General features: G+C 62.9%; 13 protein-coding genes and 1 tRNA gene. 1 reads left to right on the top strand and 13 read right to left on the bottom strand.

Translation table 11 applies throughout. The features are described from left to right. Positions 1 to 91 precede the first annotated feature (91 nt). From GTP44_RS11140 to GTP44_RS11160, 5 genes are all read right to left on the bottom strand, one after another. Entirely contained in the window at positions 92 to 691 is a 600-nt protein-coding gene (locus GTP44_RS11140; protein ID WP_161019481.1) for a hypothetical protein, read from the bottom strand. 150 nt (positions 692 to 841) lie between these two features. Next, positions 842 to 915: transfer RNA gene (locus GTP44_RS11145), tRNA-Gly, on the bottom strand. A gap of 162 nt (positions 916 to 1,077) precedes the next feature. Further along, positions 1,078 to 1,599 carry a GNAT family N-acetyltransferase gene (locus GTP44_RS11150; protein WP_161019482.1) on the bottom strand — a complete coding sequence of 174 codons (522 nt, stop codon included), beginning with the start codon at positions 1,597 to 1,599 and terminating at the stop codon, positions 1,078 to 1,080. Then, on the bottom strand, positions 1,596 to 1,877 hold the full coding sequence (locus tag GTP44_RS11155) for a type II toxin-antitoxin system TacA family antitoxin (RefSeq protein ID WP_160989112.1): 282 nt from the start codon (positions 1,875 to 1,877) through the stop codon (positions 1,596 to 1,598). The genes GTP44_RS11150 and GTP44_RS11155 overlap by 4 nt, the downstream gene beginning before the upstream one ends. 78 nt (positions 1,878 to 1,955) lie before the next feature. Next, entirely contained in the window at positions 1,956 to 3,401 is a 1,446-nt protein-coding gene (locus GTP44_RS11160; protein WP_161019483.1) for a sulfatase-like hydrolase/transferase, read from the bottom strand. 157 nt (positions 3,402 to 3,558) lie between these two features. On the opposite strand from GTP44_RS11160, the gene GTP44_RS11165 reads away from it, so the two are divergent. Beyond that, positions 3,559 to 4,812 (top strand): M20/M25/M40 family metallo-hydrolase, encoded by a 1,254-nt coding sequence (locus GTP44_RS11165; RefSeq protein ID WP_161019484.1) that lies wholly within the window; start codon positions 3,559 to 3,561, stop codon positions 4,810 to 4,812. Between the two features lie 6 nt (positions 4,813 to 4,818). Here the strand turns inward: GTP44_RS11165 and GTP44_RS11170 are convergent, their stop codons facing one another. The 8 genes from GTP44_RS11170 to GTP44_RS11205 form a co-directional block, all read right to left on the bottom strand. Further along, positions 4,819 to 6,408, bottom strand: coding sequence for an SEL1-like repeat protein (locus GTP44_RS11170; protein ID WP_161019485.1), 1,590 nt, complete (start codon positions 6,406 to 6,408; stop codon positions 4,819 to 4,821). Next, complete coding sequence (locus GTP44_RS11175; protein ID WP_161019582.1) at positions 6,408 to 8,657, bottom strand: putative bifunctional diguanylate cyclase/phosphodiesterase; 2,250 nt, start codon at positions 8,655 to 8,657, stop codon at positions 6,408 to 6,410. Before GTP44_RS11175 ends, GTP44_RS11170 begins: the two co-directional genes overlap by 1 nt. Positions 8,658 to 8,664: 7 nt before the next feature. After that, entirely contained in the window at positions 8,665 to 10,815 is a 2,151-nt protein-coding gene (locus GTP44_RS11180; RefSeq protein WP_229256326.1) for an HDOD domain-containing protein, read from the bottom strand. 210 nt (positions 10,816 to 11,025) lie between these two features. Continuing rightward, on the bottom strand, positions 11,026 to 12,306 hold the full coding sequence (locus GTP44_RS11185; RefSeq protein ID WP_161019486.1) for a multidrug effflux MFS transporter: 1,281 nt from the start codon (positions 12,304 to 12,306) through the stop codon (positions 11,026 to 11,028). A gap of 43 nt (positions 12,307 to 12,349) precedes the next feature. Beyond that, complete coding sequence (locus tag GTP44_RS11190; RefSeq protein ID WP_371867202.1) at positions 12,350 to 13,549, bottom strand: THUMP domain-containing class I SAM-dependent RNA methyltransferase; 1,200 nt, start codon at positions 13,547 to 13,549, stop codon at positions 12,350 to 12,352. A gap of 84 nt (positions 13,550 to 13,633) precedes the next feature. After that, positions 13,634 to 14,236 carry a 2-hydroxychromene-2-carboxylate isomerase gene (locus tag GTP44_RS11195; protein WP_161019487.1) on the bottom strand — a complete coding sequence of 201 codons (603 nt, stop codon included), beginning with the start codon at positions 14,234 to 14,236 and terminating at the stop codon, positions 13,634 to 13,636. Between the two features lie 10 nt (positions 14,237 to 14,246). Then, positions 14,247 to 14,669, bottom strand: a complete 423-nt coding sequence (locus tag GTP44_RS11200) for a CopD family protein (RefSeq protein WP_161019488.1) — start codon at positions 14,667 to 14,669, stop codon at positions 14,247 to 14,249. Between the two features lie 9 nt (positions 14,670 to 14,678). Next, a complete protein-coding gene (locus GTP44_RS11205) occupies positions 14,679 to 15,944 on the bottom strand; it encodes a glutamate-5-semialdehyde dehydrogenase (RefSeq protein ID WP_161019489.1) in 1,266 nt (421 codons plus the stop codon). Between the last annotated feature and the right edge of the window lie 14 nt (positions 15,945 to 15,958).

Raw genomic sequence — 15,958 nt, forward strand, 5'->3', positions numbered from 1 at the left:
GCTGCTGGCTGGCGTGCTGTTTAAAGATGGACTTCCGGCGCAGGACAATCCGCCGGAACAACAGAAACTCGCCGCCTGATGGCCCTACGCTTCAGGATTGGCATACACCAGATTTGACATTAGCTCCAGTCGCACTTGGGGGCATGACAGAGGATAACGGTGCAAGAGGGTTTTTTGCGGTCATTGTTGTTACGCCTGTGGCGAAGGCTTTGATGCCAAGTATCGCCCCGGACATGTTGCCGATGAGATCAACCATTGGGCCGGGTAGATATTTATAGGGTTCGCGTTCCAGAAGAACCTCATATCGCAAAACGATATTTTCTGCGGTCTCAGCAACCACTAGCGCAGGTCTTGTTTTTTGCTCTATGGTTGATTTGAAATATGAAACATGATTGATCAGGCTTGAAACAGTCGCCATCAGATGATGAGTGATCTTGACTAGCTCCTGACGTCGATCATCTTCCCTTTGTATGTCTCCCCTAACCAATATGTGCTTCGCGTTCCTGGATACTAAGAGCGCTGAAAGTGATGTAGCCAATGGCGTAAGGGTAGGCCATAGATCGCCACCCGTGCCAGCGACGTATGCTGTTCGAATACCGAACACAAGAACAAAGAACACTAAGCAATATGATATGCAGTCGATATCACGCTGTATTGCTGTAAGCACTGACAGGGAGGTTTTCAGTCGCATGTTTTTTACAACTGGTTAGGGGGGGCTTAAGTGTAGCTCACTACTCCTGATTGGTGGCAGCAAGAGGCATGACTGGGAGCTTTTGCGGAACTATGCCGAATTTGCGGAACCATTAGATTGGCGGTTCGCAACCTAAGTCTTTGATTTCATTGGAGCGGGTGAAGGGAATCGAACCCTCGTATGAAGCTTGGGAAGCTGCCGTTCTACCATTGAACTACACCCGCGTGCCCCGCATTCTACGCGGGTTCTAACGTTGTTGACAACCTTGCGGCGGTTAGAAGTGACGACTGGCGGTCACAACTTGCCCGCCACCGCCGCTCTCAAGGACGCTATGTTTTATAGTACCGCCAAAATCGTCGGTAATTCGAGGTCTCCTTAGTTCGAAATCAAAAAGAAGCAATAGGGATAAACATAGGTGAGGGTGCCGGGCTTTTATCGCCGTCCAAAAGGTGGAATCCCAGTTTTTGATAAAACCCCTTGGCGATTGCACCGGCATCCGCATCCAGATACATTCCATAACATCCAATATGCGCTGCGCCAGCCTTCGTAATGTCCAAGGCATGATTCATTAGCATCTTGCCGAATCCATTGTTGGAATCGCTGTGGTTAATCCCAAGCATGATCAACCTGACGCATGGAATGACTTTCGGCAATGATCCAAGTTGCAAAGCTGAAAGAGAATCCAAAGGAATGGAGTGGCTAGCTATCGTAAAAAAGCCCACAAACCTGTCATCTGAGTTGGCATCCTGGCTTTCTTCAAGCAGCGCGTAGGCGACACTCAATCCCTGCTTTACCTGCTTTTTCAGTGAGTCTTTGACAAATTTATTGATCTGCTGATGCTGACAGTCAAACTGGTTATAGCCTGCATATTTGGCTGAGGGGTCAAAGCGCGCGATGACAAAACTCATTCACGCACTTTCAGGCGAGGCTGGCGACGCAGCTCTTGCATGGCGTCGGTAGGTGCCGGCTGGTGCTGCAACAAATTGGCAAGTTCTATTTGCCCTTTTGCTGATAAGGCAATGGCGGTGTGGTCACGGACGATGGCGCGTGCTCGATCCATAGCGGAAGCGATCATGAAGGACGACAAGTCCATTCCCTGAAGAACAGCAGCCTTGCTTAAAAATTCTTTGGCCTCGGCCGTGGTTTTCAGCTCCAAGCGAGCGTCTTTGATGGCAAATGTACTCATATCTGATCTCCTGATTGCTCTTTTATTATACGGCTATTAGCCGTATTTTCAAACAAGACAAAGGTAATCGTCGAACGCTCAGTGCTCGCCCTGCTCCGCCCACAACGCCATGTATTCCGGCGAGCGGTTGAGCAGGTTCTGCTCCATGTCGGCCGTGCGCTGCTTCGGCGGCTGCGCGCGATGTGTGTTGAAGCCGCTGTAGCCCAGCCCCATGCGGCCGTCCGGCACGTCGTAGCCGACGAATTCCAGGATCGTAGGCAGCATGTCGAAGTGGAGCATCTGCGCGCGGTTCGGCGGCGGCGCGTCTTGCGCGATGAAGCGGTTGAAGATGGTGCGCTCGCTCACTTGCGACAGCTTCTCCGTCAACGGATTCTTGCGCGCCAGGTGGTCGCCGAGGATGACGATGTTGGTGTTCTGCAGATAGCCGTTGTCCCGCGCGTAGCGCACAAAGTCCGCCACCTCCTGCGCCGTGCACGACACCACGCCCTCAAAGCCGCGAAAGCCGCGCCGCGCGCAGGACGGCGACAGATGCCCTTCCGGTTCATGCATGTCCACCGTCAGCAAGGTCAGGTTGAATTTCTCGCCCGACGCCGACAACTCGCGCAGCCGGGTCCTGGCGCGCGCGAACAGGTCGGCGTCGTACAGGCCCCAGCCATTCATGGCGCTTTCCGGCACGCCGCTCTTCCGCCATTCCGCGCGCCCATACATCTCATGGTAATGATGCTGACTGAGGAATTTGTCCTTGCCGGCAAACGCGGTGGCCGCGCCGCCCATGAAGACGTTGCGGTAGCCGCGCGCCGCCAGCAGGTCGGTCAGGCACACGGCGTTCTTGAGGAAGGAGTCCATCGCCTGCCCCTGCGTATTGCCGTCGAGGAGAGTGACCCGTTCCAGCGGCACGCCGCACTGCGTCGCCACCATCGCGGCGATGGTCCAGCCGGTGCCGGCCACCTGCTGGTAGCTATCGAAGCTGAAGCCCGGCAGATTGTTCAATGGCGCCAGCAGATCGTGGCCGAACACCGCGCGCTGGCCGTAGCCTTGCTCCAGGCTTTCCACATAAATCAGCACCAGGTTCCTGGGCCGGTGCGCGGTGATCGTCACCACATCGGGACGCACGTAGTTGGCGCCGAAATAGTCCGGGCCGAAATCCTCCGTGACATATTTGAAGGCCGATACGTCAGACATCCAGAACAGCGCCGCGCCCAGCACCATCAGTTGCGGGAACCAGCGGTGCAGACGATACAGCAGCGCGCGTCCACGCGGCGGCGTCTTCTCGATCATCCCCAGCCAGCGCCGTTCGGCGTAGTACAGCAAGGCCAGGAAGATCGGCGGCGCCAGCACGCACCAGCGCACAAAGCGCCGCACCACGACCGGGTCGACGGCGTCCGCCAGTTCGACGCCGAAGCTGAGGTGGTAGGCGATCTGTCCCAGGTCCGGCTGGCCGAATGAGCGATGCAGCCAGTAGCTGAAACAGAGCAGGAACACGGCCAGCAAATACGCGCCGCCGCGCAAAAGAGAAGTGGGCATGGATGTCATTGCGCCATCTTGGTTGCCGCAGTTGTCTGCAACATTGCAGAAGGCTTCACTTTTGTATCGGAGTGTTGTGATGCGCTTACATGGATTTACGTTCGCCGGCATCTGATGCAGAATGGCCGGGCCTCCATTAAAACGATAAGGATGTCCCATGAAAGCAGTTGCAGCTTTGAGCGTGGCGCTGGCCTTGGCCGCGCCGATGGCGTTGGCCCAGGCGCCGACCGATCCCGTCTCGCAGTTGGTCAAGCAGTTGGAGCTTGCGCGCTACAAGGCCACCATCAAGGGCCTGACCCAATTCGGCGACCGCCGCCAGGGCACGCAGCGCAATCGCGATGCGCTGGACTGGATCGAGGCGCAACTCAAGTCCTACGGCTGTACCAACATCGAGCGCCTGCAGTATCAATACACCCAGCCGGCACCGGGCGCGCCAGCGCCCAAGCGCGCGCCCGGCATCCCCAGCGGCGGCGCCGGCGGCCCGCCGGGACAAGGCGGCAGCACGCTGTTCGGCAACCGCGTTCCGACCGGCGTCAACACCGACCCGCTGCGCCAGCCGGACGAACGCCTGCGCGCGCTGAACGCCGAGCAGACGCCGGTCGGCACCTCGCTGCGCGAGAACCTCTATTGCACCAAGGTGGGCACCAGCCATCCGGAGGAAATGTATATCGTCAGCGCCCACATGGACGGCATCGGCTTCGGCGAGGCGGCCAACGACGATGGCTCGGGCACGGCGCTGGTGATGGAGCTGGCGCGCATCTTCAGCCAGCCGGGCGTGGAGACCGACCGTTCGATCCGCTTCATCCTGTGGAACAACGAGGAGACCGGCCTGAATGGCGCCGCCGCCTACGTCGAACAGCGCAAGGATTTGCAGGGCATCGAGTCGCCGAAGGGCTCGGGCAAGTACCCCGAGCCGAAGTGGCTGGGCATGATCCAGCACGACATGATGATGTACGACCACGGCATGCCAGTTCCAAAACGCGACGCCAGCGGCAAGCAGGTGCTGGACGAGAAGGGCCAGCCGGTCTACGTGTCGCCGCCGGAGCAGCGTCTGGAGGCGGACGTCAACATCGAGTATCAGTCGGTCTCAAAGCAGGCCGAGGGCTCGGCCAAGCTGGCGTGGGCCTTCCGTGCCGCCAACGACAAGTACGCCACCAACTATCCGGCCGCTGTCGGCTTCCACATGACCAACACCGATTCGACGCCATTCATGGACCTGGTGCCGTCGATTTCGCTGCGCGAGAGCGAGCGCGGACAGCAGATCGGCGCCGGCTGGAATCCGCACTGGCACCAGCCGACCGATCTGTTCGCCAACTACTCCGATAAGGACTTCCTGCTAGGCCTGAACGCGGCCCAGACCACGCTGGCCGGCGTGGCGCGCTTGGCCGGCGTGCGCGTGACGGGTAAATAACGGTGATCAGCCGGGCAACGCGCCGATGCGCTCGCGCATCAGCGCCAGCTGCGCGTTGTCCAGGCGCGACGCGGCATGCTTCAGATAGCGGGCGGCGGCGGCGAAGCCGGCGCGTTCGGCCATCGTCAGCCACAGCCAGGCCTGGCCGGCGTCCGGCTGCACGCCCTGTCCGGCCAGATACATCAGGCCCAGGTTGAACTGCGCGCGCGCATGACCTTGCGACGCGGCCTGCAGATACCAGTGGTGCGCCTGCGCGTAATCGCGCGCCACGCCCAGCCCATTGTCGTGCCGCAGGCCCAGCGCGAACTGCGCCAGCGTGTGATTCTGCTCCGCCGCCTTGCGATACCAGTGATAGGCCTGCATGCAGTCAGGCTGCGGGCCGTCATCGCGGTCATACAGCAGGCCAAGGCTGTACTGGGCCGCCACATAATCCTGCTCGGCCGCGCGCCGGTACCAGCTCATCGCCTTGCGGACATCCTGCGGCACGCCGCGCCCCGTTTCATAGCGCAGGCCCAGGTCGAACTGCGCGCGCAGGTGGCCCTGGTCGGCCGCCTTGCGATACCAGAAGATCGCCTCCTGATGATCCAGCGCGACGCCATGGCCGGCGTCGTGCAACACCCCCAGATGATACTGCGCGCCGGGGAAGCCCTGCTCCGCCGCCTTGCGATACCAATACTCGGCCTGCTGATAATCCTGCGGCACGCCCTGGCCGTGGTGATAGCGCAGACCGAGGTTGTTCTGCGCCGCCGCGTGGCCCTGCTCGGCGGCCTTGCGATACCAGTCCAGCGCCTTCTGTTCGTCGCGCGGCACGCCCTGGCCGTTGTCGTAGATCAGGCCCAGGTTGAACTGCGAACTGGCATGCTCCTGCTCCGCCGCGCGGCGATACCACAGGATCGCTTTCTGCGCGTCGCGGGGGATGCCGTCGCCCTTGTCGAAGCGTAGCGCCAGGTTGAACTGCGCCGGCGCGTAACCCTGGTCGGCCGCCTTGCGGTACCACGACATCGCCTGCCCCACGTCCTGCGGCACGCCCTGGCCGTTGTCGTAGCGCAGGCCCAGATTGAACTGCGCACGCGCATAGCCCTGCTCGGCCGCCTTGCGATACCAGAAGATCGCCTGCTTGAAGTCCTGCGGCACGCCCTTGCCGGTGTCGTACATCATGCCGAGGTTGTTCTGGGCGCCGGCGTCGCCCTGCTCTGCCGCCTTGCTGAACCAGTGCATCGCCTGCTGCGTGTCGTTCGGCACGCCCTGGCCTTTGGCGTACAGCCAACCGAGGTTGTACTGCGCGGCGGCGTAGCCCTGCTCGGCGGCCTGGCGATACCACGCCGCCGCCTCTTCGAAATTCTGGCCGACGCCCTGGCCCTTCTGATACATCACGCCCAGGTTGTACTGCGCGTGTTCCAGTCCCGCCTGGGCGGCCTGGCGATACCACACCACGGCCAGCTCGTAGCTCTGCGCCACGCCCTGGCCGTTGAAGTACATGAAGCCCAGGGTGTGCTGCGCATTGGCGATGCCGCGTTCGGCCAGCCCCTTCACGCGCAGGAATTCCGCGCTGTGAGCACCGCCGTCGCCGGCGTCGGTGGAGCGGTAGTTCGTCATCAAGCCTGGATCGCGATCATGGCCGGGCGATATTCCAACGGCGCAGTAGCAGCGGCAGCGGCAGCGGCAGGCGCGGCGCGGCGGTTCTGCTCCTGCAGCACCTCGATAAAGCAGTTCAGCGACATCGGCCGGTGATACAGGTAGCCCTGCATGGTGCTGCAGCCGTTGGCTTCGAGGTAGCGCGCCTGCACGGCGGTCTCCACCCCTTCGGCCACCAGGTGCAGGCCCAGGCCGCGCGCGATCGAGATGATCGCCAGGATCACCGGGTAGTGGCCGCCCTCGTCATGGATCTCCTTGACGAAGGACTGGTCGATCTTGATGGTGTGGATCGGGAAGCGGTGCAGATACGACAGCGACGAATAGCCGGTGCCGAAATCGTCGATCGCCACCGACACGCCCAGCTGGCACAATTTGTTCAGCTGTTCGATCGCATATTGCGGATTGCGGATGCAGATGTTCTCGGTGATCTCCACCTCGATCTGCGCCGGTGAAATGCCGTAGCGCGTCAGCGCGCCGCGCATCTTCTCGAAGAAGTCGCCGCGGTCCAGATACTGCGGCGACAGGTTCAGCGACAGCCGCAACGCTTCGCCGCCGGCCGCGTTCCATTGCACCAGGTCGCGGCACAGCGCGCCCAGCATCCAGTCGGAGATCGGCAGCATCAGGCCATTGTCCTCGGCGAACGGCAGGAACTCGCCGGCCGACAGCAGGCCGCGCTGCGGATGGTTCCAGCGCATCAGCCCTTCGGCGCCAACGATGCGGCCGGTCGCCACGTCCACCTGCGGCTGAAAGTACATTTCCAGCTCGTTGTGCTCCAGCGCCTTGCGCAGCGCCTGTTCCAGCGCAATCTTCTGGTGCGACACGTCCAGCATCGAGTTGTGATAGAAGCTGTGGCCATTCTTGCCCAGCGCCTTCACCTGGTACATGGCGATGTCCGCATGGCGCAGCAGTTCGTCGATGGTCTCGCCGTCGGTCGGATACACGGCGATGCCGATCGAGGCCGAGATGTGCACCTCGTGCCCGTCCAGATCGAACGGCCGCTGCAGGCTTTCGAGGAACTTGTCGGCGATGGCCTTGGCGTCCTCGCGGTCGCGCAACTCCGGCAGCACGATGGTGAATTCGTCGCCGCCCTGGCGCGCCAGCGTGTCGCCGCGGCGCAGGCAATCCTTCAACCGCGCCGCCACCTGTTGCAGCAGCTCGTCGCCCTTCACATGGCCCAGCGTGTCGTTGACCAGCTTGAAGCGGTCCAGATCGATGAACATCACCGCCAGCTCGGTCAGTTTGCGCTTGGCCTGGATCACCGCCAGCCCAAGCCGGTCCTTGAACAGCATACGGTTCGGCAGGTCGGTCAGGATATCGTGGTAGGCCTGGTAGGAAATGACTTCCTCGGCGCGCTTGCGGTCGGTGATATCGCGCGCCACACCGTAGGTGCCGAAGAACTCGCGGGTGCGCGTGTCGTGATCCGGCACGTGCATGCCGATCGCGTTCAGCGCGATCGTCATCAGCGTGTTGTTGAAGGTGCGTTCGACGCCGGCGCCGGTGTTGCACTTCAGCCGCAGCTCGACGTTGCGCGACGCCCGCTCGTCGACGCGGCGCTCGTTGAAGGCGTAGCGCGCGCGCTCCTGGTCTTCGTCATGCACCAGCACCGAGTAGTGGCGGCCGATCAGCTCCTCGCGGCTGTAGCCGAGCAACTGCTGCACGCGGTCGTTGACGAAGGTAATCTTGCCCTCGTGGTTCAGCGTGTAGATGATGTCCGGCGACGAGTCCACCAGGTAGCGGTACATCTTCTCCGAGTTTTCCAGCTTGGAGGTGATGCGCTCGTTGTCGACCGCGAGGCGGCGCTTTTGCAGCGCGTTCTCCACCGTCTTGAGCAGCTCCTCGCGGCTGTACGGCTTGCGCAGGTAATCGTAGGCGCCGCGCTTGAGCGCGCCAATGGCGGCCTCGATGCCGACATCGCCGCTCATGACGATGACGTCGCCGTCGATCTCGCGCGCGTTGATATAGTCCATGATCTCATGCCCGCTCATATCCGGCAGGCGGAGATCGAGCAGGATCAGATCAAATTTAAGTTTGGTCAACTGGGCCAGCGCCTCGCTGCCGCAGGTCGCGGTCACCAGTTGGTAATCGCGATCGCGCAGCAGCTCATACAACGACGACAGCAGGCGCGGTTCATCGTCGACAAGCAAAAGACGCGGGCGATAATCAGAAGACAGCGATTCGACGGGGGCTAGGTCGAAAGAGTTCAGGTTCATCATGGCCTTAAGCGGAATCCATCGCCCGCGTTTGCACGCCTGCGACTTGGCTGTTACTGCCCTTGGCGGGCAGCAGGATTTCAAAAGTGGTACCCGTTTTTCCGGAACGGCAGGTAATCAGGCCTTGCATTTTCTTGACCAGGCTGTGGACGATGGACAGTCCAATGCCATGGTGGGCGCCCTCCTTGCCGCTGCGGACAGGAGAGAACAGGTTGGCCAGCACGTCTGCCGGCAAACCAGGACCGGTGTCGCTGACCACCAGTTCCAGGTACAGCTTGCGCTCACGATTGACGTGACCGCGGTTGGCGATCTCGATCCGGCCGCCGGCGGCCAGCGCTTCGACGGCGTTCTTGATCAGGTTCACCAGGATCTGCTTGAGCAGGTCGGCGTCGCCGTCGATCTCCGCCGGCTCCTCCTGCATGCGCACCACCATCTGCACCGAGGCCGGCACGAAATCGGTGGCGCGGAACAGGCGCAGCACGTCGTCCACCACCTTGGTGACGTCGGTCACGCGCGAGGTCTCGGTCGGCTGCAGGTCGGCCAGGCCGTTGATCAACTGGCCGACGCGGTCGATCTCCTCGTTCAGGATCGACATCTCGCCGACCACCGGCTCGCGCCGCGCCAGCTTGCTGTCCAACACCGACAGGTAGTTCTTGATGATCGACAGCGGGTTGTTCACCTCGTGCACCACGCGGCGCGAGGCTTCGCGGTACTCCTCCGCCACATGGGCGAGCTGGCGCTTGGCGTGACCGCGCTCGCTCATCGCCGTCTCCAGCGCGGCGGCGGCCTGGGTGCCGAACGACAGCAGGAAGCGCTCGCGCTTTTGCAGCAGTTGCAACTGCCAGGCCGGCGCGCCGCCGATCAGCACACCGAGGCAGCGCTGGTTGGCCACCAGCGGCAGACACACCATGCTGTCGCTGCCGAGGATGCGGAACAGCTGCTCTTCCGGCACGCTGTGGGTCTGGCCGTCGCGGTTGACGTAAGCCAGCGTGCGCTCCAGCGCCGCGCGCGCCATCGGCCCGCCCTGATTCAGCGGGATGACGAATTCGGCCAGCCGTTGCTGGCCTTCGCCGGTGGCCACGCCGTGCAGCGCGTGGCCGGTGGGGTTTTCCAGCAGCAGCACGGCGTTTTCCAGATCAAACAGGATGCGCGCCGAGCGGGTGATGGCTTCCAGCAGGCTGGCCTCGCCGTTCTGACGGGCGAAGGTCTGGCCCATTTCGGACACCAGCATGATGTTGCGCACTTCTTCCGACAGCCGCTGCTGCACCGGATCGACCAGCGGCGGCGCGTAGGCCGCCGGCGCGACGATGTCGTCGGCGCCGGCCAGGTCGATGCTCAGGTAGTCGGCCGATTGTTCCACCTGGCGCGCGGCGCTGTTGACGATCAGCTCCAGCTTGTCGCCATCCAGGTTGCACAGGCGGGCCGCCTCGTCGATGGCCTGCTGCTGGCCGGTATGGCAGCACAGCAGGTGCGCCAGGCGCACGATGCGGATCAGCGGATGCGCCGCCTCCAGCCGCGTGACCGGTTCATGGTGATACAGCACGCTGTCGGCCAGGAACGAATCCAGGCTCCAGCGTTCGATCAGCCAGGCGCCCGCTTCGGCGTGGGTAATTTGCAACGTGCGCTGCTCGACGGCGCACAGCGCCTCGTCGTCGCGGGCGGTGAAGTTGAACGCGTATTCCTTCGGCGCGGCGGCCAGCAGCGCCAGCCGGCCGACGTTGTGCAGCAGGCCGGCCAGGTAAGCCTCCTCGGCGTGCGGATAGTCGGTCTGCCGGGCGAGGTCGCGCGCGATGACGGCGGTGGTCAGCGAGCTTTTCCAGAAACCGCGCAGGTCGGTGCTGGCGGAATGCGGGAAGCTGTTAAAGGTCTGGAACACCGATTCGCTGATCACCAGCGTCTTGATCATGTCGGTGCCGAGCGACACCAGCGATTGCTCCAGCCCCACCGCGCGCTGATTGCGGTGGTAGGCCGAACTGTTGGCGACGGTCAGGATCTTGCTGGTCATCGCCGCGTCCTTGGCGATGAGGGCGGCCAGCTCCGGCATGCCGGCATCATCGGCTTGCAGGTGCTCAATCAGCTTGATCAGGATCTGCGGCATCGCCGGCAGACGGGCTATCAGCAGCCGATTGCGAATATCGTGGTCAGATTGTTGATGCATCGTATCAAACATTGCCGCCGGTAGACATCGATCAAGGGTCGTAACGCCACGGCGAAATGCCGTCAACGTGAGGTTTTATGCGGGTTGTGGCGCGTTTCAGCGGCGCCGCCCTGCCCGCCAAAAAATGATCTTAGCATAAAGTCTGATGCTTACTTAGCACGAGGAAAAATTTCTTACTCAACCAAGTCAATTTCCGTGGCGCAATAATTATCAACCGATATTGCGCGTTAGCATGCTCCGGTAATAGCGCGACGTCAACCACAAAGCCAGAGCAGCGCTACTAAACGCCATCTGTCCGGCGGCTAGCCACAGCGCCGAATGTGATAGGAAGGGGGCGATCACGCCGGCCACGATGGCGCCCAGCAGCGTCACCGCGAACGACTGCACCGAGGCCACCGTGCCGCGGATGTGCGGGAACAGGTCGAGCGCCAGCAGCGTGGCGCCGGGCGCCACGATCGACATGCCGAAGGTGTAGAACAACATCGGCAGCACGGTCCATGGCAGCGCCGGCGGCAGGAAGCTGTGGTACAGCAGGTTGACGCTGGACGCCGCCAGCAGGAAGCAAAAGCCGATGCCGATCTGGCGCGCAAAGGGCATCTTGCCGGCGATGCGGTTGGCCGCCAGCGCGCCGAGGAAGATGCCGGCCACCGACGGAATGAACAGCCAGGCGAATTCCGAGGCGCCCAGGTGCAGCTGCTCCGGCAGGAACACCGGCGCCGCCGCGATGTAGATAAACAATCCGCTGAAGTTCAGCGCCACCACGCCGGTCTTCAGGTGGAACAACGGCGAGCGCAGGATCTCACTATAGTTCCGGATCAGGAAGCGCGGATTGAACGGATGGCGTTTTTCCGGCGGCAGCGTTTCCGGCAGCCGGCGGTAGCAATAGATCAACAGCAGGATGCTGTAGGCCAGCAGCGACAGGAAGATGGCGCGCCAGTCAAACAGCGTGACGATCCAGCCACCCAGCACCGGCGCGATGGCCGGGGCGATGGCGAAGATCATGGTCACCAGCGACAGCAGGCGGGCGGCGGCGGCGTCCTCGTACAAGTCGCGGATGATGGCGCGGCCAACCACCACGCCGGCGCCGGCGGAAATGCCCTGCATGATGCGGAATACCCACAGATAGTGGACCGTATGCGCGGCGGCGCAGCCCAGCGTGCCGATGGCGAACATCGCCAGCGAGACCAGGATGACGTTGCGGCGGCCGAAGGCGTCCGACAGCGCGCCGTGCCACAACACCATGCCGGCGAAGGCCAGCATGTAGAAGGTCAGGCTTTGCTGCACCTCCAGCGGCGTGGCGTGCAGCGTGGCCTGGATGTTGGGGAAGGCCGGCAGGTAGGCGTCGATGGAGAACGGGCCAAGCATCGACAGGCCGGCCAGCATCACCGCCAGCGCGGCGGCGGTGAGCGGCTTGCGGTGCGGCGGTTCGGGTGGCGGGACATCATGGTCGATGTCCTGGTCCGGGAGGTCGGCGGGCGGTGTCGGCAGCATATCGGTTTCCAGTCAGATTGGCCCTGCGCGGGTACGGCGTCGCTTATTCTTTCGGCTTGGCGGCTTCGCGGCGGTTGAAGCCGGCCACCATGTCGAAGCGGAACAACCGGCATTCCAGCGCACCGTTGAAGAATGGCGTCTTGCGCGACTCCTTCAAGCGCAGCAGCTTCGGCACACCCAGGTCGGCCGTGAACAGATACACCGTCCAGCCGGCGAAGCGCTGCTTCAGCGTCGAGCTGAGTTCCGCGTAAAAGCTGTTGGCCAGTTCATCCTGCGGCATGGTGCTGTCGCCGCGCACGCCGATCCGCTCGCCGTAGGGAGGATTGGTCAGCAGGATGCCCGGCTGCGCGGTCGGCGCCTGCACCTGCTGCGCCTCGATCTGCTTCAGCGGCACCTCGAACAGGATGCCGGCGCTGCGCAGGTTGTGACGTGCCATCGCCACCATGTCGCCCGAGATATCGGAACCGAAGATGGTCGGCTCGGCCGGCAGCGGGTTCGGCTTGATGGCGGCCTTCATGTCCTGCCACACCTGGGTCTCGAAATCATGGAACTTCTCGAACGCGAAACGGCGGCGCGCGCCGGGCGGCACGCCCTGCACCATCTGCGCCGCTTCGCACAGGATGGTGCCGGAGCCGCACATCGGGTCGAACAGCGGCATGCCCGGCTTCCAGCCGGCCACGCGCAGCAGGCCGGCGGCCAGGTTCTCGCGCAGCGGCGCGTCGCCGGTCTCGGTGCGCCAGCCGCGCTTGAACAAGGCCTCGCCCGAGGTGTCCAGGTAGACGATAAACTGGTGCGCGTCGACGAAGCCGAAGATACGCATGTCCGGCTCCTTGGTATCGACCGACGGACGCTTTTTATACTGATCGAGGAAGCGGTCGCAGATGGCGTCCTTGATCTTCAGCGTGGTGAACTCCAGGCTTTTCAGCGGCGACTTGACGGCGGTGAGATCGACGCGGATGGTGTGGTCGTAGCTGAACCACTCTTCCCACGGCTGCGCCAGCGTCAGGTCGTAGATATCGTTCTCGTTCTTGTAGCCGCCGGCGGCCATGCGCATCAGCACACGCGAGGCGATGCGCGAGTGCAGATTCATGCGGTAGGCGTCGGTCAGCTCGCCGGAGGCGTGCACGCCGCCCGGCACTTCGTTGTGCACCTTCATGGTGGTGCTGTGTTGCGCGATCTCGCGCAGTTCTTCGGCTAACGCCGCTTCCATGCCACGCGGGCATGGGCAAAAGAAAGATGCCATAGGAGTACCTTTTGTCCGTTAAAAAATGCGCGCCGCCCACGCGGGCGCGGCGCCTGTTGCACGAAGCCTGTTGCAAACAGCTTGTTACTTCGTCATTGCGCGTTCCAGGAAGTCCAGGCGGTCCTGGCCCCAGAAGTTTTCGCCTTCCAGCACATACCACGGCGATCCGAACACGCTGGCGGCGTTCGCATCGTCGGTGTTACGGTCATACTCGGCCAGCACGCTGGCCGTCTCCGACGACTTGACCAGCGCCTTGCCATCGAGCTCGCAATCGCCGGCGATCTGCACCAGCGTGGCCTCGTCGCCGATATTGCGGTCCTCGGCCCACAGGCCGCGCATGATGGCGCCGGCCAGCTTGAGGCCAACTTCGGTGCCATGCGTCATGCGCGCGGCCACGATCATCTTGTTGGCCAGCTCCGGCGACACCGGGAAGAACCGCGGCTGCAGCGTCAGCGCGATCCCCAGATACTCCGCCCAGCGCGCCAGCTCCACCAGGCGGTACGCCTGCCGCTGCGGCGCACGTTTCGCCAGCGGCAGCCCGCCCGACACGCCAAACACCTTGCTCAAATCGCAGGGCTTTACATCAATCTGCACGCCATGTTTGCGCGCCATGGCGATGAACCGTTCGTGGCCCAGATAGGCCCACGGCGAGTGCGCGGCAAAGAAGTACTGACATACCTTGCTCATGAGGCTTCCTTTAGAAAGGCTTCACAACCACCAGCAGCACAATGCCCAGCATCAGGAACACCGGCAGCTCATTGAACACGCGGAACCACTTGTGGCTACGCTGGTTTTCACCACGCTCGAAGCGCTTCAGGATGCCGCCGCAGGCATGATGGTAGCCGATCAGCACCACCACCAGCGTCAACTTGGCGTGCAGCCAGCCAGGCATGTGCACGCCGTAGGCCAGATAGATCAGGTACGCCCCGAACGCCACCGCGAACACCGAGAGCCACATCGAAAACCGATACAGCTTGCGCGCCATGACCTGCAGGCGCGAGATGCTGTTCTTGTCGGTCTCCATCGCCAGGTTGACGAAGATGCGCGGCAGGTAGAACACGCCGGCCATCCAGGCGATGACGAAGAAGATGTGCAGTGCTTTAATCCAGAGGTACAACATGATCTATCCTTATTGTCGAACTTCTCCGTGGCCAAATACCACGTATTTCAGCGAGGTCAAACCTTCCAGTCCGACCGGGCCGCGTGCGTGCAGCTTGTCGTTGGAGATGCCGATCTCGGCGCCCAGGCCGTACTCGAAACCGTCGGCGAAGCGCGTCGAGGCGTTGACCATCACCGACGACGAATCGACTTCGCGCAGGAAACGCATCGCCGCCGTATGGTCTTCGGTGATGATCGCCTCGGTGTGCTTGGACGAGTAGGTGTTGATATGGTCCATCGCCTCATCCATGTCCGCCACGATCTTCACCGCCAGAACCGGCGCCAGATATTCGGTCGACCAGTCTTCCCCGGTGGCCGCCGCCAGATGCGGATAGCCTTGCAGGATCGCGGCCGCTTCCGGATCGGCGCGCAGCTCGACCTGTTTGGTCGCGTACAGCGCGGCCAGTTGCGGCAACACCGCCGGCGCCACCGCGCGCGCCACCAGCAGCGTTTCCATCGTGTTGCAGGTGCCGTAGCGGTGGCACTTGGCGTTGAAGCCGATGTCCAGCGCTTTCTTCAGGTCGGCCTTGGCGTCGATGTAGACGTGGCAGATGCCGTCCAGGTGCTTGATCATCGGCACCGTGGCTTCGGCCATCAGGCGCGCGATCAGGCTCTTGCCGCCGCGCGGCACGATCACGTCCACATACTGCGGCATGGTGATCAGCGCGCCGACGGCGGCGCGGTCGGTGGTGTCCACCACTTGCACGCCGTCGGCCGGCAGACCGGCGCCTTCCAGGCCTTCCTTGACCAGTTTCGCCAGCGCGCGGTTGCAGTGGATCGCTTCCGAGCCGCCGCGCAGGATGGTGGCGTTGCCGCTCTTGATGCACAGGCCGGCAGCGTCCACCGTCACGTTCGGGCGCGACTCGTAGATGATGCCGATCACGCCCAGCGGCACGCGCATCTGGCCGACCTGGATGCCGCTCGGGCGGAACTTCAGGCCGGAGATTTCGCCGATCGGGTCGGCCAGCGCGACGATCTGGCGCAGCCCTTCGATCATCGTGGCGATGGCCTTGTCGGACAGCGCCAGGCGGTCCAGCATGGCCGGCTCCAGGCCGTTGGCGGCGGCGGCGTCCATATCCAGTTGATTGGCGGCGCGCAGCGCGTCGGCGTCGCGTTCGATGGCGTCGGCGATCAGCGTCAGCGCGCGGTTGCGCGTGGCGGTGTCGGCGCGGGCCATGGCGCGCGATGCCGTGCGCGCCTGCCGCCCCAGTTGTTCCATGTACTGCTTGATGTCCATTCTTTATCCCCTGC

The sequence above is a fragment of the Duganella lactea genome (genome assembly GCF_009857505.1).
In the GTDB taxonomy this organism is placed as follows: Bacteria; Pseudomonadota; Gammaproteobacteria; order Burkholderiales; family Burkholderiaceae_D; genus Rugamonas; species Rugamonas lactea.